The 25,224-nt window shown below is 40.4% G+C and carries 25 protein-coding genes, 2 riboswitches and 1 other annotated feature; of the genes, 6 read left to right on the top strand and 19 right to left on the bottom strand.

Features of this window, described 5'->3' with window-relative positions; genetic code table 11:
* Positions 1–15 precede the first annotated feature (15 nt).
* From PQ578_RS05840 to zapA, 8 genes are all read right to left on the bottom strand, one after another.
* Positions 16–789, bottom strand: coding sequence for an enoyl-CoA hydratase (locus tag PQ578_RS05840; protein WP_273832595.1), 774 nt, complete (start codon positions 787–789; stop codon positions 16–18).
* Positions 790–841: 52 nt separating this feature from the next.
* A complete protein-coding gene (gene fadR, locus PQ578_RS05835) occupies positions 842–1,435 on the bottom strand; it encodes a fatty acid metabolism transcriptional regulator FadR (RefSeq protein ID WP_098444467.1) in 594 nt (197 codons plus the stop codon).
* 243 nt (positions 1,436–1,678) lie between these two features.
* Positions 1,679–3,367, bottom strand: a complete 1,689-nt coding sequence (locus tag PQ578_RS05830; protein WP_420541534.1) for a long-chain-fatty-acid--CoA ligase — start codon at positions 3,365–3,367, stop codon at positions 1,679–1,681.
* A gap of 374 nt (positions 3,368–3,741) precedes the next feature.
* Positions 3,742–4,149: a DUF350 domain-containing protein gene (locus PQ578_RS05825; RefSeq protein ID WP_098444469.1), complete on the bottom strand. Its 408-nt coding sequence runs from the start codon at positions 4,147–4,149 to the stop codon at positions 3,742–3,744.
* 17 nt (positions 4,150–4,166) lie between these two features.
* Positions 4,167–6,512: an endonuclease MutS2 gene (locus tag PQ578_RS05820; RefSeq protein ID WP_273832593.1), complete on the bottom strand. Its 2,346-nt coding sequence runs from the start codon at positions 6,510–6,512 to the stop codon at positions 4,167–4,169.
* Positions 6,513–6,543: 31 nt separating this feature from the next.
* Complete coding sequence (gene polX / locus PQ578_RS05815) at positions 6,544–8,259, bottom strand: DNA polymerase/3'-5' exonuclease PolX (RefSeq protein ID WP_420541511.1); 1,716 nt, start codon at positions 8,257–8,259, stop codon at positions 6,544–6,546.
* A gap of 398 nt (positions 8,260–8,657) precedes the next feature.
* Positions 8,658–9,200 (bottom strand): CvpA family protein, encoded by a 543-nt coding sequence (locus PQ578_RS05810; protein WP_098444472.1) that lies wholly within the window; start codon positions 9,198–9,200, stop codon positions 8,658–8,660.
* A 6-nt stretch (positions 9,201–9,206) separates the two neighbouring features.
* On the bottom strand, positions 9,207–9,467 hold the full coding sequence (zapA, locus tag PQ578_RS05805) for a cell division protein ZapA (protein WP_098444473.1): 261 nt from the start codon (positions 9,465–9,467) through the stop codon (positions 9,207–9,209).
* Positions 9,468–9,618: 151 nt separating this feature from the next.
* Between zapA and rnhC the strand changes: the two genes are divergently transcribed.
* Positions 9,619–10,569 carry a ribonuclease HIII gene (gene rnhC, locus PQ578_RS05800; RefSeq protein WP_273832592.1) on the top strand — a complete coding sequence of 317 codons (951 nt, stop codon included), beginning with the start codon at positions 9,619–9,621 and terminating at the stop codon, positions 10,567–10,569.
* A gap of 50 nt (positions 10,570–10,619) precedes the next feature.
* Here the strand turns inward: rnhC and PQ578_RS05795 are convergent, their stop codons facing one another.
* Complete coding sequence (locus PQ578_RS05795) at positions 10,620–11,594, bottom strand: nucleoside hydrolase (RefSeq protein WP_273832591.1); 975 nt, start codon at positions 11,592–11,594, stop codon at positions 10,620–10,622.
* A gap of 60 nt (positions 11,595–11,654) precedes the next feature.
* Positions 11,655–11,754: riboswitch (purine riboswitch) on the bottom strand.
* 139 nt (positions 11,755–11,893) lie between these two features.
* A riboswitch (purine riboswitch) is annotated at positions 11,894–11,996 on the top strand.
* 138 nt (positions 11,997–12,134) lie between these two features.
* Between PQ578_RS05795 and PQ578_RS05790 the strand changes: the two genes are divergently transcribed.
* Positions 12,135–13,325: a NupC/NupG family nucleoside CNT transporter gene (locus PQ578_RS05790; protein ID WP_273832590.1), complete on the top strand. Its 1,191-nt coding sequence runs from the start codon at positions 12,135–12,137 to the stop codon at positions 13,323–13,325.
* 43 nt (positions 13,326–13,368) lie between these two features.
* Here PQ578_RS05790 and pheT read toward each other — a convergent pair whose 3' ends face one another.
* The 3 genes from pheT to PQ578_RS05775 all read right to left on the bottom strand — a co-directional run bounded on the left by pheT (position 13,369) and on the right by PQ578_RS05775 (position 17,933).
* Positions 13,369–15,777, bottom strand: coding sequence for a phenylalanine--tRNA ligase subunit beta (gene pheT, locus PQ578_RS05785; RefSeq protein ID WP_273832589.1), 2,409 nt, complete (start codon positions 15,775–15,777; stop codon positions 13,369–13,371).
* A 23-nt stretch (positions 15,778–15,800) separates the two neighbouring features.
* A complete protein-coding gene (pheS, locus tag PQ578_RS05780; RefSeq protein WP_273832588.1) occupies positions 15,801–16,835 on the bottom strand; it encodes a phenylalanine--tRNA ligase subunit alpha in 1,035 nt (344 codons plus the stop codon).
* A 65-nt stretch (positions 16,836–16,900) separates the two neighbouring features.
* Positions 16,901–17,126: a binding site (T-box leader), on the bottom strand.
* A gap of 54 nt (positions 17,127–17,180) precedes the next feature.
* Positions 17,181–17,933 carry a TrmH family RNA methyltransferase gene (locus tag PQ578_RS05775; RefSeq protein ID WP_273833283.1) on the bottom strand — a complete coding sequence of 251 codons (753 nt, stop codon included), beginning with the start codon at positions 17,931–17,933 and terminating at the stop codon, positions 17,181–17,183.
* Between the two features lie 138 nt (positions 17,934–18,071).
* Here PQ578_RS05775 and sspI point away from each other — a divergent pair, with 138 nt between their 5' ends.
* A complete protein-coding gene (gene sspI / locus PQ578_RS05770; RefSeq protein ID WP_098444479.1) occupies positions 18,072–18,278 on the top strand; it encodes a small acid-soluble spore protein SspI in 207 nt (68 codons plus the stop codon).
* Between the two features lie 39 nt (positions 18,279–18,317).
* Here sspI and PQ578_RS05765 read toward each other — a convergent pair whose 3' ends face one another.
* Entirely contained in the window at positions 18,318–19,403 is a 1,086-nt protein-coding gene (locus tag PQ578_RS05765) for a M42 family metallopeptidase (RefSeq protein ID WP_273832587.1), read from the bottom strand.
* Between the two features lie 80 nt (positions 19,404–19,483).
* A complete protein-coding gene (locus PQ578_RS05760; protein WP_273832586.1) occupies positions 19,484–19,966 on the bottom strand; it encodes a dUTP diphosphatase in 483 nt (160 codons plus the stop codon).
* A gap of 96 nt (positions 19,967–20,062) precedes the next feature.
* On the opposite strand from PQ578_RS05760, the gene PQ578_RS05755 reads away from it, so the two are divergent.
* Positions 20,063–20,458 (top strand): sigma-w pathway protein ysdB, encoded by a 396-nt coding sequence (locus PQ578_RS05755; RefSeq protein ID WP_273832585.1) that lies wholly within the window; start codon positions 20,063–20,065, stop codon positions 20,456–20,458.
* Between the two features lie 62 nt (positions 20,459–20,520).
* On the opposite strand, the gene PQ578_RS05750 is transcribed toward PQ578_RS05755, so the two are convergent.
* On the bottom strand, positions 20,521–21,093 hold the full coding sequence (locus PQ578_RS05750; protein WP_160918604.1) for a TVP38/TMEM64 family protein: 573 nt from the start codon (positions 21,091–21,093) through the stop codon (positions 20,521–20,523).
* A gap of 141 nt (positions 21,094–21,234) precedes the next feature.
* Here PQ578_RS05750 and PQ578_RS05745 point away from each other — a divergent pair, with 141 nt between their 5' ends.
* Positions 21,235–22,557 carry a cytochrome ubiquinol oxidase subunit I gene (locus PQ578_RS05745; RefSeq protein ID WP_159783648.1) on the top strand — a complete coding sequence of 441 codons (1,323 nt, stop codon included), beginning with the start codon at positions 21,235–21,237 and terminating at the stop codon, positions 22,555–22,557.
* Positions 22,558–22,590: 33 nt separating this feature from the next.
* Complete coding sequence (locus PQ578_RS05740; RefSeq protein ID WP_373560763.1) at positions 22,591–23,631, top strand: cytochrome d ubiquinol oxidase subunit II; 1,041 nt, start codon at positions 22,591–22,593, stop codon at positions 23,629–23,631.
* Positions 23,632–23,668: 37 nt separating this feature from the next.
* Here PQ578_RS05740 and PQ578_RS05735 read toward each other — a convergent pair whose 3' ends face one another.
* The 4 genes from PQ578_RS05735 to infC form a co-directional block, all read right to left on the bottom strand.
* Positions 23,669–23,947: a DUF1294 domain-containing protein gene (locus tag PQ578_RS05735; RefSeq protein WP_420541510.1), complete on the bottom strand. Its 279-nt coding sequence runs from the start codon at positions 23,945–23,947 to the stop codon at positions 23,669–23,671.
* Between the two features lie 73 nt (positions 23,948–24,020).
* Positions 24,021–24,377: a 50S ribosomal protein L20 gene (gene rplT, locus PQ578_RS05730; protein WP_098444486.1), complete on the bottom strand. Its 357-nt coding sequence runs from the start codon at positions 24,375–24,377 to the stop codon at positions 24,021–24,023.
* 45 nt (positions 24,378–24,422) lie between these two features.
* Positions 24,423–24,623: a 50S ribosomal protein L35 gene (rpmI, locus tag PQ578_RS05725; protein ID WP_048312400.1), complete on the bottom strand. Its 201-nt coding sequence runs from the start codon at positions 24,621–24,623 to the stop codon at positions 24,423–24,425.
* A 22-nt stretch (positions 24,624–24,645) separates the two neighbouring features.
* The gene (gene infC, locus PQ578_RS05720; protein ID WP_159783652.1) at positions 24,646–25,149 is read right to left on the bottom strand and encodes a translation initiation factor IF-3; all 504 of its coding nucleotides are present in this window, start codon (positions 25,147–25,149) and stop codon (positions 24,646–24,648) included.
* Between the last annotated feature and the right edge of the window lie 75 nt (positions 25,150–25,224).

Below are 25,224 nucleotides of genomic sequence, written 5' to 3'. Positions count from 1 at the left end.
CTGAAATAATTCACCTTATTTATCTTGAAAGTTTGGCTGACGCTTCTCAATGAACGCTCGAATTCCTTCTTGTCCATCTTCTGAAGCAAATGCCTTTCCAAAATACTCTCGTTCTTTTTGAACACCTTCATCAAATTTCTCTGTTTTTGAATAAGTAAGTAGTTTAAGAGCATAGCTTACTGCTACAGCGCTTTTCTTAGCAATTTTTTCAGCGAATTCCTTCGCTTTTGGTAAAAGGTCTTCCTCGCTATATACTTGATTCGCTAAGCCAAGTTCTAATGCCTCGCGTCCTGAGATGGGTTCACTCGTTAGTAGCATTTCAGTTGCTTTTGCTTTTCCAACTAACGCCGGCAGTCGTTGTGTACCTGCAAAACCTGGGACTAAGCCTAGCTGCAGCTCAGGCAGACCTAGCTTAGCATCTTCTGTTACGAAGCGAATATGACATGCCATTGCTAGTTCTAGCCCGCCTCCAAGCGCAGCACCATGAATAGCAGCAACAATCGGTTTTGAGAACGCTTCCATTTTGTCGAATAATTGTTGCCCATAGCTCCCCAGATCCGCAAAGCCTTCTTCAGTGCTAACCGTTGTAAATTCTTTAATATCAGCACCTGCTGAGAAGAATCTTCCTTCACCAGAGATCAAGATTACCTTTGTCTCAGGATCGTCTTCAATTTGAGTGAATGCCTCTGACAATTCTCGCAAAACGTCGGAAGCCACAGCGTTAGCTGGAGGACGATTCAACGTAATATGTGCTACTTTGTTTTCATTCGAAATGTTAATGAACTCCACATCTCCACTCCTCTCAGAACTTTACTATCCCGGTCAAAGCCGGGATATCTATTTATTTGCTTAAGCCGTTAATTAAAAGGTGATGAAGCGGCTTAGCAAGTGGTTCCAATTCGAACTTGTGATCTTTCATCACCCAGTTTGTGACAGTTTCATCAAGTGTTCCAAAGATCATTTGTCTAGCGAGGCGAATATCTAATTCCTCTATAAATAATCCTGACTTAATCCCCTCATGCAAGATGTGATCCACAAGCGTTAAGTATTTTTTTAATACTTCGCCGATTTGAGCGCGAAGTGCTTTGTTCGTCTGTCTTAATTCTAACTGAGTTACAATTGCAAGTTCATAGTCAGAACCAAGGTGTTTGAAATGCATATCGATCAACGTAAACAATTTATCCATTGCATTCTCTTTTTTTGCAATTTGTTCTTCTGTCTTATCGATAAAGCTTCCCATTTTTTTCTGAAATAACGAAATGAGCAGATCTTCTTTATTTTTAAAATAAAGATAAATCGTACCGTCCGCCACTCCAGCTTCACGCGCTATTTTAGATACCTGAGCCTGATGATATCCATTCTGGGCAATGACAACAACGGCTGCGTCAATGATCTTATCGTATTTCGGACCCCTCTTTTTCCCCTTTTCTACCATATGAAGTTCTCCTTTATTCTTTATCCGGCACTCACCCAAAAATGAATGAGTGTTCATTCATAATCTTATTGTAGCGATATGACTACAACATTGTCAACATTAGATTTCTGAACGAGCGCTCGGTTGGAACCAGGAGCTTTTTCGCAAGTCAATCATACCACAAAAAAGCAGAAATGTGCGAATTTTTCCAGAATAACCGTAACTTTTTTCTATCATTCTAAAGATATAGAAAAAAACCAACCGCTAAAGCGATTGATTTTCTTTTGCTCTCTCTTCATCGACAAGCACTCGTCGCAAAATTTTCCCAACTGTTGTTTTAGGAAGCTCCTCCCTAAATTCATACAATCTTGGCACTTTATAAGCCGCTAAATAGCGACGGCAATGCTGATTTAACTCATCCTCTGTTACATTTGCAGTGTTCTTTAACACGACAAACGCTTTTACCGTTTCACCGCGATAAGCATCCGGTACACCAATAATCACAGCTTCTTGAACAGCAGGGTGCTCATATAAAATTTCTTCAACTTCTCTAGGATATATATTATAACCGCCAGCAATGATCATGTCTTTTTTTCGATCCACGACATAGAAGTAACCTTTTTCATCTCGATAAGCCATATCTCCAGTGTATAGCCAACCATCTTTTAACACAGCTGATGTTTCATCTGGTCGATTCCAATAGCCCTTCATCACTTGAGGACCTTTTACAATAAGTTCTCCTATTTCTTTTATCTCAGCCTCTTCATCAGCTGCATTGACAATCTTCGCATCCGTATCAGGCCACGGAAGCCCAATACTCCCTACGACTGTCCCATCCAAAGGGTTGGAATGAGTAACAGGTGAGGATTCTGTTAACCCATAGCCCTCAACAAGGCGACCGCTTATTTTTTCTTGAAACTTTTGTTGAACTTCAATTGGAAGTGGAGCTGATCCACTTATACAAGCCTTGATTGATGATAAATCATATCGATCAATATCAGGATCATTCAGTAAAGATATATAGATAGTAGGTGCACCGGGGAAAAGAGTCGGTTTTTGTTTTTGGATTGTTTTCAACGTATCCTTTGGCTCAAATTTAGGGAGAATGATCATTTTTGCCGCATACATAATTGATAAATTCATTACGCAAGTCATTCCATACACGTGGAAAAATGGGAGGATTCCTAGAACACGTTCTTCACCATACTTCGCATCATGAATCCAGTGCTTACATTGCATTGTATTAACCACAAGATTGAAGTGAGTGAGCATTACCCCTTTGGCAAGACCCGTTGTACCGCCCGTATATTGAAGAAGAGCAAGGTCTTCTTTTACATTAACATCTATCTCTATCTCTTCGTCCTTACCAGATGCTACCCATTCTTGAAACGTATGAATTTGATTTGTTGAAGGCATTTCCACAAGCAATCCTTGTTTTTTCTGTTTTTGTACTAAAGGATAAAGCATATTCTTAGGAAATGGTAAGTAATCTTGAATTTTTGTTACAATAATATGTTGCAATACCGTTTTATCTTTTACCTTCAAAACCTTAGGCAAGACGAGGTCAAGGCATATCATCATATCTGCTTGAGAATCTTTTAACTGATGTTCAAGCTCTCTTTCCATATAAAGGGGATTCGTTTGGACAACGACCCCTCCAGCCATCAGAACAGCATAGTAACTAATAACTGCCTGAGGACAGTTTGGCAGCATAATCGAAACTCTACCACCCTTTTTGAGACCATTTTCACGCAATGAATTTGCGAGACGTCTTGAGCGCGTATGAAGTTCTTGGTAAGTTAGCTCTTTTCCAAGGAAATGAACGGCTTTTTTGTTAGGATGCTTTGAAGCTGCATCAACAAGATAAGCATGAAGAGGCTTTTCCTCATATTCAATTGAGGTCGGTACTCCTTCTTGATAAAAATTAAACCACTCTTTTTCGGGCATGTTCATCATTTTTTCATCAACCTCCCTTTCACGTCTCCTTCCAACCAAAAATCTCTCTCTATATGATAATTATAATGAAAACGCTTCAATTATCCTATCTTTTTTTGATTTTTTTGAATACATTGGCATTTCTCGTCGTAAAAGGGAGACAAGTTTAGTAAAATAGTTTGGTTTCATACAAAGCGTTTCATAGCTTTAATCAAAAAGGATTATCTGTCCCAAGCCTCTGAATTAATCTATATCTAAAGAAAAGAAGAACAGGACCGGCCTGTTCTTCTTCTCAATCAAACAAAATAAATCAAATATATAATTCCCGCAATAAAAAAGATTCCTGATACAACCATTAGAACTTTCCATAATGTTTCCATAATGTGCTCCTCTTACGAAATCCCTGCACCAATGACAAAGGACAGTCCAATCGAAATAACCATAGATATAAATCCTACTGCCCGATTATCCGCTGCAATTTCTTTATCGATTCGAAATTTAGGTGTCAAAAATTCAAAAGTAAAATACCCAATTAACAATAAAACAAAACCAAAAACGCCCCATCCCATCATCGTGACGAGAGAATCGTTATGCTCAATCGAAAAGCGAAAAATGTTGGCGATTCCAAAGATTTTCCCGCCAGTAGCCATAGATACGGCGAGATTTCCTCTTTGGATTTCTTCCCAGTTACGATAAGATGTCACAAATTCAAAGACTGATAAAAACACGATCATGCAAACAATGACAACACTATAATTTGCTGCGGTTTGAAATGCTACACTATCCCAAAGTTGTTCCATCGTGTAAAATCCTTTCTCTACTTCAGTTCAACGACGGTCACACCACCGCCACCTTCATTCATACCACCCATACGAAGGTTTTTCACTCTCGAATGGCGTTTCAACCATTCATGAACACCTTTTCTTAGTGCCCCAGTGCCTTTTCCGTGAATGATTGAAACCTGATGATATCCAGCAAGTAAGGCATCATCAATGTAGCGCTCTACTTCCATTTGTGCATCTTCATATCTTTTGCCTCTTAAATCGAGCTCCGTTTTAACCTGGCTATTATTTCCTCGCACCGTAACGAACGGTTTTCGTTCTACTGCGGGCTTGGATTTAATTGCTTCAAGATCATTTGCTTTTACCGTCATTTTCATAATTCCTAGTTGAACCTGGTATTCGTTCTTTCCTACTTTTTCGACGATATGTCCTTTTTGATTAAAACTAATTACTTTTACTTCATCACCAGGTTCATAAGTTTTTGCCTGCGCTTTTTTCGGTTTCGGCTTTGAAGTTCTCAATTCAGGCTTTGCATCCTCGAGCTGTTTCTGGGCATCTATTAGCTGATGCTCTTTTACCGCGCCTTTTTGGAAAGTACGAAGATCGTGAATTATTCTCTTCGCCTGTTCCTGTGCTTTTTCTACTTCTTCGGCGGCTTTCTGCTCCGCTTCTTCAAAGAGTCGTTCACGCTGCTTTTCGAATTTCTCAAGCTGTGATTCCAAATCTTTTTTTAGTGATTCTGCTTCTTTTCTTAGATCAGACGCTCCCTGTCGATCCAATTCCGCCTGTTTCTGGCTATCTTCAAGGGAGGAAATCATTCGATCTACCTTATTGCTTTCGCTAGAAATTTGCGATTTAGCATCATCAATAATATCATCCATTAGGCCAAGACGTCTTGAAATTTCAAATGCATTGCTTCGACCAGGTACGCCAATTAATAGTCGATAGGTAGGACGTAACGTCTCTACATCAAATTCTACACTCGCATTCATAACACCTTCACGATTGTAAGCATACGCTTTTAATTCGCTGTAGTGGGTCGTTGCAATCACTCTCGATCCACGGTTATACACATAGTCAAGGATGGAGATCGCTAGTGCAGCACCTTCCTGTGGATCGGTCCCCGCACCAAGCTCATCAAAAAGAACGAGACTATTGTGATCAATATTTTTTAAAATCTGAACGATGTTCGTCATGTGTGAAGAGAATGTGCTCAAGCTCTGTTCAATAGACTGTTCATCACCAATGTCTGCAAAGATATTCTGGAAGACTGCCATTGTGGAGCCTTCATCAGCCGGAATATGTAATCCGGATTGAGCCATAAGTGTAAGGAGACCAGCAGTCTTAAGCGTTACGGTTTTCCCTCCCGTGTTTGGCCCTGTGATGACGAGTGAAGAGTAATCTTTCCCAAGGTAAAGGGAAGAAGGCACAACTTGATCTTGAGGTAGAAGCGGATGACGGCCCTGCCTAATTTCAAGTTCTCCTTCATCATTCATCGAAGGGTTTGTTGCTTTTAATTCATTTGCATATAGAGCACGTGCAAATATAAAGTCAATATCGGCTAGCACCTCGACATTGTGTCGAAGGGTATTAGAAGCTTCTGATACCCTTCCTGTTAGCTCAGTTAAGATCCGCTCGATTTCAAGCTTTTCTTTCACTTTTACTTCTTTCAACTGATTATTGATTGAAACAACCGATTGAGGTTCAATAAATAATGTTGCACCTGAAGATGATTGATCGTGAACCATTCCACCAAATGAACCTCTGTACTCCTGCTTCACTGGAATCACATAGCGTTCATTTCGAATCGTAACGAGCGCATCAGAAAGCATTTTCCTTGTGCTTGACGAGCGAATGAGACTTTCTAACTTCTCTCGGACGCGTGACTCAAAACTTCGCAGCTGCGTTCTTAAGCGTCGTAGTGCATCGCTCGCTGAATCGAGCACTTCTCCATCCTGATCGATACAGGCGTTTATTTCTTTTTCAAGATCCGTCTCTGGCATAATTTGGTGAACTAAATCTCCTAGAAGAGGTAGCTCAACACCATCATCAATCATATTTTCAAGAAAGGTTTTAAAACGACGTCCTCCATAAATAGTGCTGGAAATATCGAGTAATTCAGAAGGATTTAACGTGCCACCAATCTCAGCGCGCTTCACACTTTGTCTAATGTCACGTATTCCTCCTAGTGGAGCCTGTCCGCGAAGGCGAATCACTTTTCTTCCTTCTTCTGTCCCTTCCAACTGATGATTCACGTCTTCAAGTGAAAATAAAGGCGTCAATTGTTCAACTTTCTGCTTACCTAATGAGGATGAAACATGTTTCCCTAATCGTTCTTTTACTTTATCGTATTCAAGTAGCCGTAATACTCTTTTCTGCAATGGTCGTTCCTCCTAAGAAAACGGAATATAATTAGTGATGCCGATGAAAGAAAGCTTCCAGATCTTTTGGCGTATACGTATTTAACACGCTCTCTTTACGCAGCCACCCTCTTCTTCCAGCTGCTACACCAATTTCCATATGTTCAAGCATGTCCATGTGATGGGCATCTGTATTTATCATTATTTTAACATGATTGTCTTGTGCTTTTTGAAGCCATTCAGCCGCAAGATCTAAACGGTTTGGATTCGCATTTAACTCAAGTGCAGTTCCCGTCTCTTTTGCAAGTTTAATTAGCTTATCATGATCCAGGGCATACCCGTTTCTTCTTCCAAGTAATCTCCCAGATGGGTGTGCGATAAGATCTACATGGTGGCTTCTGAGCGCTGTTTCAAGCCGCTTCATAATAGTATCTTCGTCTTGAGAAAAGGACGAATGAATTGAAGCGATGACGAAATCCATTTCAGCAAGCAGCTGATCGTCATAATCTAGTGTACCATCTGGCAAAATATCCATTTCAACTCCAGCAAATATTTTGAAGTCTGTCCATTTTTTGTTCAGTCGGTTAATTTCTTCTCTTTGTTCACGTAACCTCTCTGGTGTTAATCCATTTGCAACTTTTAAATACTGCGAATGATCCGTAATTGCGATATAAGAATACCCCTTATCCCTAGCACGTTCAGCCATATCTTCTATCGTATACGCCCCATCGCTCCAGGTAGAGTGCATATGTAGGTCACCTTTAATATCTGATAGTTGCACGAGATTAATCTTGTTTTTTTCGGCTTCTTCAATCTCACCACGATCTTCACGAATTTCTGGGGGAATATAAGCGAGTCCAAAATGAGCATAAAATTCTTTCTCATTTTTGAACGTGATAACTTCACCTGTTTTAACAGACTCTACTCCATATTCACTAATTTTCTCGCCTTTCTTCTTAGCAATTTGTCTCATCTTCACATTATGAGCTTGTGAACCAGTAAAATGGTGTAGGGTTGAAGCGAATTCTTCTGGCTTTACAAGTCTGAAATCTACTGAGACGCCATATTCATCATCAAGCTCAAGCGTGATTTTTGTATCTCCTTTGACGATGATTTTTGAAATCCCTTCTAGTTCAAGGAGCTTTTCTGATACATCAGCAGAAGCGGTTGTAGCAATAATAAAGTCGAGGTCTTTAATGGTTTCCCTCACACGACGCAAACTGCCTGCCCGGGCAAACTTTTCGATTTGCTCCAATTCACTTAGTTGTCGTTCAATCTTTTCTGCAAGTGGAAGCATGTAAGCAATTGAAAGTCGCTCAGGTCGTTTTCCTGCTTCTTCGATCGCCTCTAAGATCTTCTCTTCACTTTTCTTTCCAAACCCAGGAAGTTCTTGAATTTGTTGCGCTTCACATGCGTTTTTTAATGTAGCCATATCAATAACACCAAGTTCTTTGTAGAGCTTAGCGAGTTTTTTCCCACCAAGACCTGGTAATTTCAATAAAGGTACAAGACCAGACGGCACTTCTTTTTTCAAAGTCTCAAGCGTTTCTGACTCGCCATTTTCAAGAATCTCGTTTATGACCGCTGCCGTCCCTTTTCCAATTCCATTAAGCTCAGCCGGATCTTCAATTTGTTCCATGCTTCGATCATCCGTTTCCAGTGCACGCGCCGCCTTACGAAAAGCTGATATTTTAAAAGGATTTTCACCTTTAAGCTCCATATAAACCGCAATATCTTCTAAAAAACGAATCACATTCTTCTTATTCATCCCATCCTCACCCTTCATAAAAAGATCATTACTACTATCGTATCCATAAACCCAAACAAATCCAATTATTTTTACTTGAAAAGCGGAAGCGCCTTGCTTATCCCCGACAAGCATAAGACGAGCCTAAATGTGGCGCTCTTTGCCACAATTAGGATTGGCTTATGACCTCGAGGGGATAGGCGCTGCAGCTAAACATGAAAAGCGGAAGCGTCCGTTTAGGTCCGACAAGCGCTGGAGCCTTTCGATTTGAACACGCCCTTTGTGTTCAGAGCGAAAGGTGAAGCGACTCGAGGAGCTGGGCGCTGCAGCTAGACATTGAAAAGCGGAAGCGTCCGTTTAGGTCCGACAAGCGCTGGAGCCTTTGTATTCACAAACAAATAACCCTTCTAGTTGAAGGGTTATGCGACATGGGTACTCCATAAATCTTTTATTTGTTCTGTTAATACAGGGGTATGTTTAACGATGCTTTCTGCAAGAAACGAATTTGAAATCGCTGTTTGGACCGTTTCATTTGGTACAAGTGCTGCAATAAATAGAAACAAAAACACGACAATATATACCTCCACAAACCCCAGTACTCCTCCGAGCCATCCGTTCACTGTTCTTAAGATAGGAAGATCAGCAAGAAAGTCGAGCATCGATCCGATAATTTGCATGAGGATTTTGGTACCAAAGAACAAAAGCGCAAACGCAATACCACTATAATAGGTAGCTTCTAAATTAATCGCTTCAAACACCATCGCAGTTGAAGAAGCTTCGTTTCCAAAGGATGGATATGGTATCCACAGCTTCAGATGAGGCGCAAGATCTTTAAAATACAGATAGGCCACTATAAACGAAACGATGAATCCAACTAAATGAACAACTTGTAGGATCAGCCCTCTACGAAGACCGATAAGAAAACCTCCTACCAATACTATAAAAAGAATGAGATCAACCATCTATCGTTATTCCTCTTCTCTCAGTTTTTTCTTTAAATCTTCAAGTTCTTTCTTAATCATGACGTAATCATTCACAATATTCACCGCTGTTAATACAGCAAGTCGCTTTGTATCTAAATAAGTATTTATTCCTTTAATCTCATTCATCTTCTCATCGACTAATTTCGAGACTTCAAGGATATGTTGATGACTTTTATCACCGACGATTGTATATTGTTCACCATAGATTTCCACAGTTGTACGAACTTTACCACGACTGTCTGTCACCCCATAAGCCTCCTATCACGAGAAAGAATCCTAACTTGTATCATAGCACGAAAATAAGTGTTTTTGAAATACAGCGCTCCCGAACCATTCTTCTTGGTTAACAGATTCTGATATAATGGGATGCAAGCATAGTTCACAAAGGAGTTTTGTTATGTCACAGGTTGTATTAACTGTATCACCTACCATTATGAATGAAATTAAAAAGAAATACAACAGTCACTTAAGCGACAAACAACCGCCAGGGAGCGTGTTCGTAGCGAAAACGTCAGCCTGTACTATTACAGGCTATAAATCTGGAAAGGTCATGTTTCAGGGGGCGGCTGCAGAGCAAGAAGCCAAACAATGGCAAGGGAGCGGAACAGTGAACCCCAAAAAGCCTACAGGATCAAAAAAGAAAACAGTTGGTGACCACCAATATGCCCCTCCTTCCACTATCTCAACGCTATCAGCAATCGGAAGTGATGAAGTTGGTACAGGAGATTTCTTTGGTCCAATGACCGTCGTTGCAGCTTATGTTGATCAAAACCAAATTCCACTTTTAAGAGAACTTGGTGTAAGAGATTCTAAGGGGATGAAAGATCCAGAAATTATCGAGATCGCACGAAATCTAATAAAAACGATCCCATACAGCCTTCTTATTCTTCCGAACGAAAAGTACAACAACATGCAAAGAAAGGGAATGAACCAGGGTAAGATGAAGGCTCTTCTACATAATCAGGCCATTCAGAATGTGACACGGAAAGTAGACGGCTACGATGCGATCTTAATCGATCAGTTTGCAAAACCAGAGATTTATTTTAATTACTTAAAAGGTCAATCAATGGTCATAAAAGAAAACGTCTATTTCGCCACAAAAGCAGAGGAAATCCATTTAGCTGTTGCAGCTGCTTCAATTATTGCTAGATATTCATTTGTCATGGAAATCGATCGTCTTGGAAAAGAAAACAATGTAAAGCTTCCTAAAGGAGCGGGACCTGCAGTAGATGTTGCAGCAGCCAAATTGATTCAGAAACATGGCGATCACGTACTTGAAAAAATAGCTAAGATGCATTTTGCAAATAGTCTAAAAGCGAAGAAAATCGCGGATCAAGCACGCCGCTAGCGATCATTTGCAAATCAAAAGCTGGCTCAAAGTGAGCCAGCTTTTTCATATTACAAATAGAGTTGTGGTGCTTCTAACCCATCCTCAGCTAGAAGCATAACAGAAGTAAAATATTGAAAGAAAAGATCACGATCTACATCGTCGACAACGATTACTTCACGACCTGTTTTATCAAGTACCGTTCTCCCTTGGCTTACGCCGTGCTTTTCAACACGACAGTTTACTTTTCTCGAGTGAATGAAAGACTGAGGTGTGACAGAAACAGTTGTAAGCACGTCCCATAAGTAGTATGTCGAATTGGTTTCAACATGAACAAGAGGTGGACACATCGCATAACATTGCCCGATAAAATCGACCCCGATTTCTTTTCGCTGTGCTGCCCACATGTTTCTAATATCATTTGTTAATGGAACCTGATTTGTACTTTCAAGCGCCACCATTTCAATCGTAATTGACGTATCAAAGACAGTCGCAACGGCTTCTGGATCCCAGAACGCATTCCACTCTGCCGTCCCATCGTGCTCAGGTTCTTCCACATTTCCTGCTTCTAAAAATGTGCCACCCATCCACACTAACTTTTTAATTTTTTGTTCAATGGCCGGTGCTACTTCTAACGCTCTAGCAAGATCAGTTAAAGGACCAGTAAAAAGAAGCGTTATCGGTTCTGAACTGCTCTCAAGTACATCAATCAGATGCAGATGAGCAGGTCTTTCTGACAATGGCGTATTCACTTGATTTGATTCATTAAGAATCGGTAGTGCGTCAACGTAGAAAGCATGCATACGCCACTCCTTAGGAAATGGGTTAATCCCTCTAGAGTTTGAAGCTGAAACATTTAAATCAATACCCTTTCCGAAACGGTCAATGATTTTTCTACTCGCTGAAACAGCCGGTTCTAAATAGCAATCAGCTGGAATAACTGAAACGCCTACAAGTTCAACCTCATCCATGTTCAGCAATAAAAAGAGTGATGCTAAGTCATCCACGCCACCGTCATGATTAAAGTACACCTTTGTTTTCTCCATTTATATCCTCCTGTACCTAACTCTCATGTCCTTTACTACCGTCTCTACCAAACGCCATTTTTATGAATTTCATTCACTCATAGTCCTATTATTTCAGGTAACAGGGTAGAAACGTGCAGGCCAATTCCCGACATATATGAGTTTCCATTTTTAAATCACTTTGTACTCTAACAGAGCGCGAATAAGGAAGCAACATGTAATATTTTGTCGAACGCTTACATATAGAACGGGAATTTTCAAAACATTGTTACTTTACTAATAGGTCTTGCTACCTATGAAATCTTCTGATAGATTGATGAATACAACTTCACATTTATCTCTATATAATTTTGGAAATAGGGTCCAAAGAGTTTCTACCCGGCGACCGAGAATTGCTGGACTATAGGGAAAGTATGGCATCGTCGATGAGACAAGTATGTTTTGTTTTTTCGTGCCGGACTTCTTCCTGTAAACTCGGACTTTTCTATAAAGGACGGGTTTTTTATTTACCCAATTTTTATTTGTGAAGTAACAATTCTTTTTCAGGGGGAATCAGACATCATGAGTATTTTAACAGGACTACTCTCTATTATCGGCGTCCTTGCAATTGCATGGTTAATGAGTAACAAGAAAAAATCAGTAAAGTGGAGAACGATCGGGGTCGGTATTCTCATTGAAGGTCTTTTTGTTCTATTCGTATTAAAAGTGAATGCGGGGAAGGTTATGCTAGAAAAGGCTTCCGCTGCTGTACAAAACGTGATCAATTATAGTAACGAAGGGATTCAATTTGTGTTTGGAGGATTATATGAACAAACAGATTTAACGTTTGTTTTTGCGATCAATGTCCTCGCCGTAATTATCTTCATTTCAGCTCTTGTATCAGCACTTTATTATATGCGCATCATTCCTTTAATCGTTCAAGTTATTGGTGTAACAATTGGTAGATTAATGGGCACAACAAAAGTTGAAACGTTCAACGCTGTCGGAAATTCGTTTCTAGGCCTAGCAGAAGCACCTTTACTTGTAAAACCTTATTTAAAGATGCTTACGAGATCAGAGATCTTTGCCATAATGGTAGGTGGTACAGCTTCTGCAAGTGGAGCTATTCTCGTCGGCTATTCGCTTATGGGAATTGAGCTAAAATATTTATTAATCTCCGTCTTTAGTGTTCCTTTCGTCTCGCTTGTTATCTCTAAGGTGATGGAACCTGAGACTGAAGTATCACAAACAAACGATAAAGTTAAAATGAAAAGATCTGACCACGCAAACGTTTTTGAAGCGATTGCGGAAGGGACGGTAAGTGGAGTCATGCTTGCCCTTAACATCGGTGGCCTTTTAATCGCTTTTATAAGTATCCTAGCTGTAGTTAACGGCATGTTAGGTGTAGTAGGAACAGACCTTAGCACCATATTAGGTTATATTTTCTATCCATTCTCACTACTTGTCGGTATTCCAGCTGATGAAGCCTTTCGCGCTGCCTCCATTATCGGCACAAAAATGTCGATTAATGAATTTGTTGCCTTTCAAAATTTAACGGCAATTCAAGATCAGCTCTCTGATAAAACAGTCGCCATTCTTTCTGTAGCGCTATGTAACTTTGCCAACTTCTCATCCATTGGTCAATTAATCATTGGGCTTGGCTCACTTGAACCTTCAAAGCGTTCACAAGTATCAAAGCTTGGATTAAAAGCGATCATTGGCGGAACTCTTGCCTCCTTTATTACTGCTATATTTGTTGGAATGTTTATGTAAAACATGCATTAGAAAAGCCTCCCTATTAGGAAGGCTTTTTTTACTATTGACGAAGTGCAGCTCCAAACTGTTCTTCTACTGCTTTAAGAACACGGTCATGCGCTTTCTTTACTTCTTCTTCCGTTAACGTTTGTTCCGGATTGTAATATCTGAGAGAGAAAGCTAGTGATTTTTTCCCTTCATCAAGATGTTCCCCTTGATAGACATCAAATAATTGAATCTCAACAAGCTTCGTTCCACCCGCTTCTTTAATAACGCGCTTCACTTCACCTGCTTCAAGTGACTCGTTCACAACGAGCGCAACATCTCTTGTAACAGATGGGAAACGAGGAAGCTTCTTGTATTTAAGATGAGCAACATCAGCTTCAAGTAATTTCTCAAGATTGATTTCAAAGACGTATGTTTCACTTAAATCAAGTTCTTTCTCTACTTCAGGATGAAGCTGGCCAATACATCCGATAAGCTCTTCATCGAGATAGACAGCTGCTGTGCGACCCGGATGAAGCTTAGGCTCTTCTGCACGTACGAAGGTGAGACGATCCTCTACACCAAATTGTACAGCAAGTTCTTCAAGAATTCCCTTTACAACAAAGAAATCTGCCGCTTTCTTTTCTTTTTGCCACAGATGCTCTTGCCATAGTCCTGACACAACACCAGCAAGATGTTCTTGTTCAACCGGAAGTTCATCACCTGGTAAGAATACAGAAGCTGTTTCATAGAAAGCAATATTTTCTAACTGACGGTTTCGGTTATATTGAGCAACCTCTAATAGGTGAGGGATTAAACTCGTTCTAAGTTCACTTCTTTCTTCACTCATTGGCATCGCCAGACGAACAGCTTCTACTGACTCATCAGAGAAGAAATGGCGCTTTGATGGTGAAGTAAGTGAATACGTTACCGTTTGGTATAGACCTGCACCTTCAAGCGTGCGGCGAACATGGCGGCGTTTCCCTTGATATTCTGACAACTGACCAGGTGTACTTTCTGTAAGAGGTAACGTTGCAGGAACATTATCATATCCGTAAAGACGTCCTACTTCTTCGATTAAATCCTCTGAAATTGTAATATCCGGGCGACGTGGTGGTACTTGAACCGTAAACGTGCCACCAAAATTTTGATAAGAGAATTGCAAACGCTCAAAGATTGCAGCAACTTCTGTTTCAGTAATTTCTGTTCCTAGAACTTGATTAATTCGATTTACTTCAATGCTAACGTCAAGAGCTTCAATTGTACGAGCACCTTGCTCAGCAATGCCTTTAAGAACTGTGCCTCCAGCAATTTCTTGAATAAGCTGAGCAGCACGTTCGCTTGCGCCAACAACGCGATTACGGTCAATTCCTTTTTCGAAACGAGCACTTGAATCACTTCTGAGTCCGAGGTCTTTCGATGACTTTCTGACAAGCTTACTATTAAAATAAGCGGCTTCAAGTAGGATCGTTGTCGTATCCTCTTGCACTTCAGAGTCAGCTCCACCCATTACACCAGCAACCGCAACAGGGGTTGACCCATTGGTTATGACAAGGTGTTCACTTGAAAGCGACCGTTCCACATCATCAAGAGTGACAATTTTTTCACCTTCAGTTGCTCGGCGGATAACGACTTCCTTTGATCCAAAGCGATCATAATCAAACGCGTGCAGCGGCTGACCATATTCAAGTAGAACATAGTTTGTAATATCAACAACATTATTAATCGGACGAATACCAGCAGAAACAAGACGATTCACAAGCCACTGTGGCGAAGGTTTTATCGTTACGTCTTTAATAACGGTAGCCCCGTAATAAGGATTATCCCCTTCATTTTCTACACGAACTGACACATAGCCTTCTACGTCTTCATCTGAGCGAACAAGCTCTGGTGACGGAAGTTCAATCGAACGATTCAATACCGCACCTACTTCATATGCGACACCAATCATGTTCATCGCATCCGCTCTGTTCGGTGTAAGACCCAGCTCAAGAACTTCATCATGAAGGTTTAAATATTCAAGGGCATCTTCCCCAGGTGTCACATCTTCACTAAATACAAAGATTCCATCAGCATATTCCTTCGAAACCAATTTACTTTCGATTCCAAGTTCTTGTAGCGAGCAAATCATCCCATGAGAAGCTTCTCCACGTAGTTTTGCTTTCTTAATTTTGAAATTGCCTGGAAGTACAGCCCCAACTTTCGCAACGGCAACATATTGACCCTGTGCAATATTTGGTGCTCCGCAAATAATTTGGACTGGTTCTTCCTCACCGATCTCAACTTTACAAATATTAAGTTTGTCAGCATCAGGATGTTGCTGACATTCAAGAACGTGACCAATCACCACTCCGCTAATTCCTTTATTAAGCTGTTCAACTGTCTCAACCTCAATACCACCTTTTGTGATCAGGTCTGCCAGTTCATCAGCTGAGTAACTATCTAAATCTACATATTGCTGTAGCCAATTCATTGATACAAGCATTTATTCTCCTCCTAACAATCGTTCTATAGTGAGTTAAATTGTTTAATAAATCTACTGTCATTTGTATAGAAATGACGGATATCATCAATGCCATACTTTAGCATCGCAATTCGCTCTGGCCCCATTCCAAATGCAAAACCAGTCACTTTCTCTGGATCAAATCCTGACATACGAAGCACGTTAGGGTGCACCATACCGCCACCAAGAATTTCAATCCAACCAGTTCCCTTACAGACAGAACAGCCATCCCCACCACAATTAAAGCAGGAAATATCCATTTCTACGGACGGCTCAGTAAAAGGGAAGAAACTAGGACGAAGACGAATTTCTCGCTCTTCTCCGAACATTTTCTTAGCGAAAGATTGAAGCACCCCTTTTAAGTCACTCATGCGGACATTCTCACCAACCATTAGTCCCTCGATTTGCATAAATTGATGAGAGTGTGTTGCGTCATCCGTATCACGTCGATAAACTTTTCCTGGCACAATAATTTTTACTGGCCCTTCGCCATTTAACTTCTCCATTGTTCTTGCTTGCATCGGTGATGTATGCGTACGTAAAAGCGTTTCTTCAGTAATATAGAAGGAATCCTGCATATCACGAGCCGGATGATCTTTCGGAAGGTTTAGCGCTTCAAAATTATAATAGTCTGTTTCAACTTCCGGTCCCTCTGCAATCGAGAAGCCCATACCAAGAAACAAATCCTCGATTTCTTCAATGACCCTTGTTAATGGATGATGGTTTCCTCTCTTCACAGGACGACCTGGAAGTGAAACATCGATCGTTTCTTTCTTTAATCTTTCTTCTACGGCTGCTTTTTCGAGACGAGCAATTTCCTCCTCAAGTTGATCTGAAATCGCAGTTCGTATTTCATTAACGAGCTGCCCCATTTTAGGACGCTCTTCTTTTGACAATTGTCCCATCCCTTTGGAAATCTCCGTAATCGGTCCTTTTTTCCCAAGAAACTTCACTTTGATATCCTGTACTTCCTTCATGGAAGAAGCTTTCTTTATTTCTAACAGTGCTTCTTCTTTTAACGCTTGTAAACGTTCTTGCATCATTTCAACCTCCACTTCATATTTATGTTGCTTCCTTTAGGCAATAAAAAAATCCTCGCTCCCCAGCAAGGGGCGAAGATTTGATTTCGCGGTACCACCCTAATTCACCGATAGATTTACACTATTGGCCTTAAGCAAAGAATAACGGCTTGTAAACCGATCCGCTTTCGTACGAACAAAGCGGCAACTCCAGAGTGAATTCAGCAACGTTCCTATAGAAATGCTTCCAGTCACGGCATTTCCTCCCTAAATAGGCAGTGGTAGCTTACTACTCTCTATCATTGTTTTTATTATATATAAGTTGCTTTTAATTATAGAAAAAAAACGCTACATCTGCAAGTGCAATTATGAAGGAAGCAGCCCGTACATCAAAATCCCTGCGGCGACAGCGACATTCAGCGACTCCGCTTTTCCATAAATCGGGATATATATCTTCTCATCAGCAAGTTTTTGAAGCTCTTCCGATACCCCATTTGCTTCATTCCCTAGAATAACTGCAAACTGAGAACGTCCTTTTAAATCATCATAAGGAGTTCCTCCACTCACTTCTGTGGCGTAGATCGGCATGTTAAGCTCTTTGAACTTTTGCACTTCTTCTACAAGATCTGCTTTTTTTACAGGGAGGTGATAGATAGACCCCTGAGTAGAACGGAGTACTTTACTATTATAAGCATCTACTGTTCCATGCCCAAGAAGAATGCCGTCGTAGCCAGCACTATCCGCTGTACGGATCATTGTTCCTAAATTACCTGGATCTTGTATTGCATCAAGGAGCAAGAATCTCCCTGCACTTGGGAAATGAGGTTCCACCATTTCACATACTGCCATGATTCCCTGCGGTGTTTCGGTATCCGTTAATTCTTGCATCACTTTCTCAGTTACAGTATACACAACAGGACGTTCTTTAAACGGATAGATAGATACATCATTGCCTTCCGTTACAATCACTTCAATAATTGGCGCTTCAAACTTCGCCGCCTCTTCAACGATATGCGGTCCTTCAATGAGATAGCTTTGAGCTTTCTCTCTCCCCTTACGCGTTTGGAGTTTTTTCCAATCTTTTACTTTTTGATTTTTTGCGGATTCAATAATCATTATGCTCTCCTTCAGTTTTCAATGTTTCTATTATAAAGGGTTAAATGGGAAGATTCCAATAGTACTCATGAAATTTATTGCATTCGCTCATACTAATGATGCTTGATCGAACAAGCGAATGAGAAAGGTGAGGTGGAAAGCATGGACCTTAACTTACGAAAAGCAATTCTCGCCAATATTAATGGCAACAACGAGGAACAGATTGAAGCGACGATCCTCGATGCCATCCAAAGTGGCGAAGAGAAAATGCTCCCTGGACTAGGTGTTCTTTTTGAAATCCTATGGAAAGAAGCACCTGAAAATGAACGAGAGCAGATGCTCTCTTACATGGCTCAGGGTGTAAATTAACGAGCAAAATCCGGTGGCCAAGGCCACCGGATTTTGTGTTTAATTAAAAATAATTTCTTTTACTTTATCAGCATCAAGCTTTTTAATCACTTCAACAATTAAATTAACCGCATTTTCAAAATCATCACGATGGAGAATCGCTGCGTGTGTATGAATGTAGCGTGTTGCAATCGTGATCGAAAGAGCAGGTACACCGTTTGCTGTTAAGTGAATTTTTCCTGAGTCCGTACCTCCACCTGCAATGGAGTCAAACTGATAAGGGATGTTGTTCTCATCTGCAGTATCTGTAACAAAATCACGAAGTCCCTTATGACCAACCATTGAAGCATCGTACATAATAATTTGAGGACCTTTCCCCATTTTCGATTGAGCATCCTTATCGCTCACGCCAGGAGTATCGCCAGCAATACCAACATCAACTGCAAAACCGATATCTGGCTTAATCATGTTTGTTGCGGTTGTTGCTCCACGAAGGCCTACTTCCTCTTGGACTGTACCAACACCATATACCGTATTTGGATGTGCTTCACCTTTTAGTTTTCGAAGTACTTCAATCGCAATTGCACAGCCAATACGATTGTCCCATGCTTTTGCCATAAGCATTTTTTCATTATTCATGACTGTAAATTCACAAACCGGAACAACGGAATCTCCTGGCTTTACGCCCCATTCCATTGCTTCCTCTCTACTAGATGCACCGATATCAATAAACATATCTTTCTTATCAACTGATTTCTTACGCTGCTCAGCAGGAAGAATATGTGGTGGTTTTGAACCAATCACGCCCATAATATTGCCATTACGAGTCATCACGTTCACACGTTGAGCAAGCATCACCTGTTCCCACCAGCCGCCAACAGTTTGGAAATAAAGGAATCCTTTATCGTCGATGCGGGTAACCATAAAGCCAATTTCATCGAGATGTCCTGCAACCATGATTTTAGGACCTTCTGCATTACCTTTTTTAACAGCAATTAAACTGCCGAGGTTGTCATACATGATTTCATCAGAAAGAGATTCAATATGCTTCTTCATTACGTCGCGAGGCTCACGCTCGTTACCAGGTACACCATTCGCATCTGTAAGTTCTTTAAGCATCTGTAACGTTTCGTCTAGCTTTGCCATATGTATTGCCCCCTTAATATGTATTCACTGTTCATTATAACGGTTTCCGAAATATTTAACAATTCAGAGGAGTCTTAAACCTAATATCCCTGGTCCTGGCGATTATGATTCACTTTATTTTTTTTCAAATACGCCTCACTTATTTCTTTATACTCAAGTCCAATTGTTTGTCCCAAAGTTAGGTAACTCTCCATTAAATTGTAATAAGGTTCTTCTTTCTTACTAACAAGTCGATCAATCGCGCGATAGACATCATGAAAGGCCTGAACTTCTGATGACGCCGCTTTTTTTGGCAGACCTTCAAACGCAGTGATGCCTAACTCTAGTCCTAATGATAAAATAAAATGAATCCCATCAACATACTCCTCTAATATCGTTTCTTTCGGTGAAGGTGCTTTTTTACTCCAATATTTAAAGCAGCGCGTTTCATTCGCAAGTTCTCCTAATTCAACTTTAAGAGCAAGAAGCTTATTTTCAAACAAATCAACGTCATCTAGCCCGTGTTCTTGTACAATTCGATCATCTAATTGTTTTTGTAATGTAAATAATAACTCAAAATTCATTGCAATCGTCCCTTCAAAATCTTTTCATTTTATGAAACCTTTCTTTATCATATACGTATAGAGAATAGAAGCATAGTGAAAATGAGGTGCTGACTAATGATACTTATCCTATTTCGTCTTGTCATTCTCGTAGCCATGGTTTTGATTGCTTATTCTGTCATTCGCTTTTTTATGGATCCAAAACGCAAGCTCGAAAAAGCCCACGATCATAAAGAATACTATTTTTTCGATGACTCGTCCAATGTTCGAAAGAATTTTCTTGTCACTTACAAAGGAGCTCTCTTTGAAGGTGAAAAATACCTTGGAACAACCGATAAGTCCTTTGATATTATCACGCTTTCGATAGGCGTAAAAAACGCTTCAGAACTTTATTTACTCGAGAAAGAAGATTTCTATTTTCTAGAGAAAGAAATGGACATCCGGTATCCAAGCGCTAGAATTGAATGGAAAAGCCCTGTGAAAGAATTTCTTCGTCACCGTGAAGACTCATAATGTCAAAAGCCCCCTCCAAGCTTGGAGGGGGCTTTTATCTATCATCCTATTTTGAAATCAATTTACCTTGCAGGTTGAAAAAAATCCTCCCATTTCATAACCCATTCCTTTCTTTTAAGTAGAAAGAAAAGAATAACAAGGCCTAACAGCATTAATAGAATAAGTACTGGGTCAAAACCACTGATCGCTGTTCCAAAGAAGGAATAAAACAGTGCAAGAGGCAAGTTTGATATAAGAGATGAACGAAGATAATCGGGAAAATCTTTTGACACCTCAATTAAGCAAAGCGAAATAAAATGAAAATGAACAAAGGGTACCAATCTTAGAATTGCAATCTGCCCTACTGACATAGGCATATGCTTTCGAGTCCATCTTTCTTTCATTCGAATGATTTTCTTGAACAAACCCGGTGTTCGTTTCACGACCAGATAAAAAACCGAACTTACAACGGTAATGCCAATCACCGAATAGATAGTTCCATATATAGCTCCAAACAATACACCGCCTGCCACACAGACCACACTAACTGGTACAAAAACAAACTGCCGAATAAAATGAAAAATAATGAAATAGAACGGGGCGTAAATTCCGCTGTTCGACACAACCTCAACAAGCGGCAGGACGAGCTCATTCATGATGTTCCCCCCTTCCTTTTACCTTTATGACAAGAGACGAGCTGTTATGTCAAATAGTGAAGCCTCAAAGAGAATATTTTCTGGAAATACGTGGACAATAAGGGGAGATTTGATGAGAACGGTAACTGGAGGGGATATTAGATGGATGAACTCGTGATTGCTCGTTCATTGTTTGGCATGACAATGGGCGTACATATTATTTACGCTACTCTCGGAGTAGGGCTACCCTTAATGGTGCTTGTAGCTGAACTGATGTATCAAAAAACAAAAGATAAAGATTATGCACTCATGGCGAACAGGTGGACAAAAGGGTTTGCCGTATTACTCGGAGTCGCAATTCCAACAGGAACGATTGCAGGCGTGCAGCTTTCTCTGTTATGGCCAGGTTTTATGGAGGTTGTAGGACGAGTCATTGCCCTACCATTTCAAATTGAAATTTATGCCTTTTTCCTCGAAGCACTCTTTATGTCGATTTATGTTTATGCAGCAGATCGACTTTCTCCGCTTATGCGGATCGTTAGTGTTACACTCGTTGCCTTTGGCGCAAGTGCTTCAGCGATTTTAATTACAAATGTCCATGCTTTTGAAGGCACACCAGCTGGATTTGAAATAGTAGATGGGAAATTTGTTAACGTGGATCCGTGGGAAGCATTTTTTAATCCTTCCTTCATCGTTACAGCAGGACATGTCACAGTATCTGCTCTTATGACAGGTGCTTTTGTCATTGCTTCTATTGCTGCATATAAAATGATTCGTCAACGAGGGAATACGCGTGAATATAAATTTCATCACAAAGCTTTAATGATGGGGCTCGTTATCGGAGGGATTTTTTCAATTTTAACGGCGTTAAATGGGCATGAATCCGCTCAGCAATTGTATCAATACCAGCCTGAAAAGCTGGCAGCTGCAGAGGGATTGTTTGAAACACAAACATACGCCCCACTTGCCATAGGTGGCTACACAGATAAAGAGGAACGAGAAGTGAAGTGGGCGATCGAAGTTCCTTGGGCGCTCAGCTTTCTAGCTGACGATGCTTTTGATACAGAAGTGTTAGGACTTGAAGAATGGCCAGAAGATGAGTGGCCTCCCTTGTTTGTCCATACTCTATTTAATGCAATGGTTGGAATCGGCTCTTTATTGATGCTCCTATCCATCGTGGGGTTTACTTGGTACAAAATTCTCAAACGAAAAGAATTCCCACGCTGGCTAATGTGGGCGTTTATTGCCGCTGGTCCTCTTGCCATCACTGCAATTGAATTCGGATGGATCTTCGCTTGTACCGGAAGACAGCCATGGGTTATTTATCACGTGATGAAAACAGAAGAAGCGGTGACAACTTCTGGAAACATCGGACTGCTATTTGTTCTATTTCTCATTGTTTATATCATTCTCATGATTTCAACAGTGCTCGTGCTGCGTTATTATTTCAACCGTAATCCAATTAGTGAAGAACTTGATCAATAATCCAAGGAATCGTACGTCTATTAAAAATAAGAGGTGAACAACATGTCAGAAGCATTTTACGCCATCACATTAATTTGGGGACTTGTTTTCATTTATGCGGTTATGGCGACAATCGATTTCGGTGCTGGATTTTGGTCGATGATTTATTTAAATCGAAATAACACGAAAGCAACGAATATAGCAAACCGCTACCTTTCTCCTTCCTGGGAAGTAACGAATGTTTTCATTGTAGCTATCGTTGTAGCGCTCTTTAGTTTCTTTCCTGGAGCGACATTTACTTTAGGGACAGTGCTACTTATTCCTGGCAGTTTAATAATTTTATTACTTGCGCTACGCAGTGCCTTTCTCGTATTTTCCCATTCAGCATCGGAGAATTACAAGCGGATCTTAACACTTATTTCAGGAATTACCGGTTTTCTAATTCCAGCCCTTTTGATTTGCGTGTTACCGATTACACACGGTGGGTTTATCAAAACAACAAACGGAGTAGAACGCTTGTTATTGAGTGAATTGTTTACAAGTCCAAGTGTCTACGCGTTTATGGCTTTTGCTATCTCAAGCACACTTTTTCTTTCATCACTTTTACTCTCTGATTATTCAAATGTATCAGCAGATCAAGAAGCTTATCAAACGTATAGAAGAGATGCCATACTCGTTGGCCCAATCTCACTTGCGATGGCAGGTTTGCTCGTTCTCACCATTCGAACAGAAGCGCCATGGCTTTATGAAAGGCTTATGGACTATGTGCCATGGTTGATTGGTTCAATGATCACTTTTGCGATCGGGTATCTCGCTCTCTTTATTCCAAGAAAAACAGGAGTCGGCATCCCAAGACTTGCTATGATTAGTATTGTCATTCAGTATTTACTCGCAAGCTATGCTTATGGATCAGCGCATCTGCCTTATATCGTTTATCCAAATGTTACGATTGAAACAGGATTTACAGATCCTGCTACCTTTCGCGCACTAATTGTCACGTATATTGTCGCTTTCTTTATCTTAACACCAGGCTTTATTTATTTCTGGCGCCTCTTCTTAAAAGATAAACGGTACCTTAAACAAAATGAATCTTAAACGCAAAAAAACGCAGCATATGCTGCGTTTTATCATTTTACTTATTCAAGTATATAGAACCGCTTATCAAAAGGATATGTACAATCATAACAGCAGGAATGCCGTAAACAAATTGAGAATGCTTCGTTTTATGTCTAAACCGTTTCATACCAAAATACCCTCCGATACTCCCTCCAATTACAATAAAAAGCCACAACGTCTTTTCTGAAATCCTTCGACCTCTCTTTTTTGCTCTTCGTTTGTCTACTCCCATTATAATGAAACTTCCACTATTAATAAGAACCAAATAAATAAAAAATATAATAAGACCGTTCACTTCACATTTCCTCCTAACTTAAAGCTTTCTACAAAAAAACCATCCTCAACGTGTGAGAATGGTTTTTGAGAACTTATTTCAAGTTTTCTTTTGCTTTTGATGCTAGTTCAGCGAACGCTTTTTCGTCGTTAACTGCTAGCTCAGCAAGCATTTTACGGTTGATGTCGATACCAGCTGTTTTAAGACCAAACATCAAACGGCTGTAAGAAAGTCCGTTCAAACGAGCTGCCGCGTTGATACGAGTGATCCAAAGCTTACGGAAGTCGCGTTTTTTCTGACGACGGTCACGGTAAGCGTACATGTTTGATTTCATAACTTGCTGATTAGCAACTTTGAAAAGCAAAGACTTCGATCCGTAATATCCTTTTGCGAGTTTTAACGTTCTTTTACGTCTGCGACGTGTTACGTAGCCACCTTTTACTCTTGGCATACTAAACCCCTCCTAATTTCTGTGTCTAAATAATATGAAAACCGATTACTTCTTGTTGTAGATTAAAGTCTTAATGCGCTTGAAGTCACCTGCGGAAACAAGAGAAGCTTTACGAAGCTTACGCTTCTGCTTTTGAGACTTGTTACCGAACATATGGCTAGTGTAAGCACGGCTGCGCTTAAGTTTACCTGATCCAGTTTTCTTAAACCGTTTTGAAGCTCCACGGTGAGATTTCATTTTTGGCATGAGTGAGTTCCTCCTTCAAGAATTACTTTTCTGCGATAGGTGCCAAGATTAGGAACATGCTGCGTCCTTCCATTTTTGGTTTGGACTCAACAGTTGCAATATCTTTGCAATCTTCTGCTAGGTGCTCAAGCACCTTTTTACCGATATCAGAGTGTGTAATCATACGTCCGCGGAAACGGATCGATGCTTTCACTTTGTCACCTTTTTCAAGAAACTTACGTGCATTACGAAGTTTCGTATTGAAGTCGTGTTCTTCAATATTCGGGCTCAAGCGAACTTCTTTAACGGTAATAATCTTTTGTTTCTTACGCGCTTCTTTCTCTTTCTTCTGCTGCTCATAGCGGAACTTTCCGTAGTCCATAATGCGACAAACAGGAGGTTTCGCGTTTGGAGCAACCATCACAAGATCAAGATTTGCATTACGAGCCATATCTAATGCCTCATTTTTGGATTTCACACCAATTTGGTTTCCGTCTGCACCAACTAGACGTACTTCCCGAGCACGAATGCCCTCATTGACGTTCATATCTCTACTAATAATCAGCCACCTCCATGGTTATTGTTCGATGATGATCATCTCACATGATGTCATTAAATGGTT

The organism is Guptibacillus sedimenti (genome assembly GCF_028610665.1).
GTDB classification, from domain to species: Bacteria; Bacillota; Bacilli; order Bacillales; family Guptibacillaceae; genus Guptibacillus; species Guptibacillus sedimenti.
This window is presented reverse-complemented; position numbering and strand designations above follow the sequence as displayed.

Bases quoted from the DNA above. Each gene is read 5' to 3' on its own strand.
- rplT (WP_098444486.1), bottom strand. From the start codon at position 24,377: ATGCCAAGAGTAAAAGGTGGCTACGTAACACGTCGCAGACGTAAAAGA.
- rpmI (WP_048312400.1), bottom strand. From the start codon at position 24,623: ATGCCAAAAATGAAATCTCACCGTGGAGCTTCAAAACGGTTTAAGAAA.
- PQ578_RS05825 (WP_098444469.1), bottom strand. From the start codon at position 4,149: ATGGAACAACTTTGGGATAGTGTAGCATTTCAAACCGCAGCAAATTAT.
- polX (WP_420541511.1), bottom strand. From the start codon at position 8,259: ATGAATAAGAAGAATGTGATTCGTTTTTTAGAAGATATTGCGGTTTAT.
- pheS (WP_273832588.1), bottom strand. From the start codon at position 16,835: ATGCAAGAACGTTTACAAGCGTTAAAAGAAGAAGCACTGTTAGAAATA.
- PQ578_RS05810 (WP_098444472.1), bottom strand. From the start codon at position 9,200: ATGGTTGATCTCATTCTTTTTATAGTATTGGTAGGAGGTTTTCTTATC.
- infC (WP_159783652.1), bottom strand. From the start codon at position 25,149: ATGAACGTCAATGAGGGCATTCGTGCTCGGGAAGTACGTCTAGTTGGT.
- fadR (WP_098444467.1), bottom strand. From the start codon at position 1,435: ATGGTAGAAAAGGGGAAAAAGAGGGGTCCGAAATACGATAAGATCATT.
- PQ578_RS05760 (WP_273832586.1), bottom strand. From the start codon at position 19,966: ATGAATTTTGAGTTATTATTTACATTACAAAAACAATTAGATGATCGA.
- PQ578_RS05790 (WP_273832590.1), top strand. From the start codon at position 12,135: ATGAGTATTTTAACAGGACTACTCTCTATTATCGGCGTCCTTGCAATT.
- pheT (WP_273832589.1), bottom strand. From the start codon at position 15,777: ATGCTTGTATCAATGAATTGGCTACAGCAATATGTAGATTTAGATAGT.
- PQ578_RS05830 (WP_420541534.1), bottom strand. From the start codon at position 3,367: ATGAACATGCCCGAAAAAGAGTGGTTTAATTTTTATCAAGAAGGAGTA.
- PQ578_RS05745 (WP_159783648.1), top strand. From the start codon at position 21,235: ATGGATGAACTCGTGATTGCTCGTTCATTGTTTGGCATGACAATGGGC.
- PQ578_RS05750 (WP_160918604.1), bottom strand. From the start codon at position 21,093: ATGAATGAGCTCGTCCTGCCGCTTGTTGAGGTTGTGTCGAACAGCGGA.
- sspI (WP_098444479.1), top strand. From the start codon at position 18,072: ATGGACCTTAACTTACGAAAAGCAATTCTCGCCAATATTAATGGCAAC.
- PQ578_RS05795 (WP_273832591.1), bottom strand. From the start codon at position 11,594: ATGGAGAAAACAAAGGTGTACTTTAATCATGACGGTGGCGTGGATGAC.
- rnhC (WP_273832592.1), top strand. From the start codon at position 9,619: ATGTCACAGGTTGTATTAACTGTATCACCTACCATTATGAATGAAATT.
- PQ578_RS05765 (WP_273832587.1), bottom strand. From the start codon at position 19,403: ATGGCAAAGCTAGACGAAACGTTACAGATGCTTAAAGAACTTACAGAT.
- PQ578_RS05755 (WP_273832585.1), top strand. From the start codon at position 20,063: ATGATACTTATCCTATTTCGTCTTGTCATTCTCGTAGCCATGGTTTTG.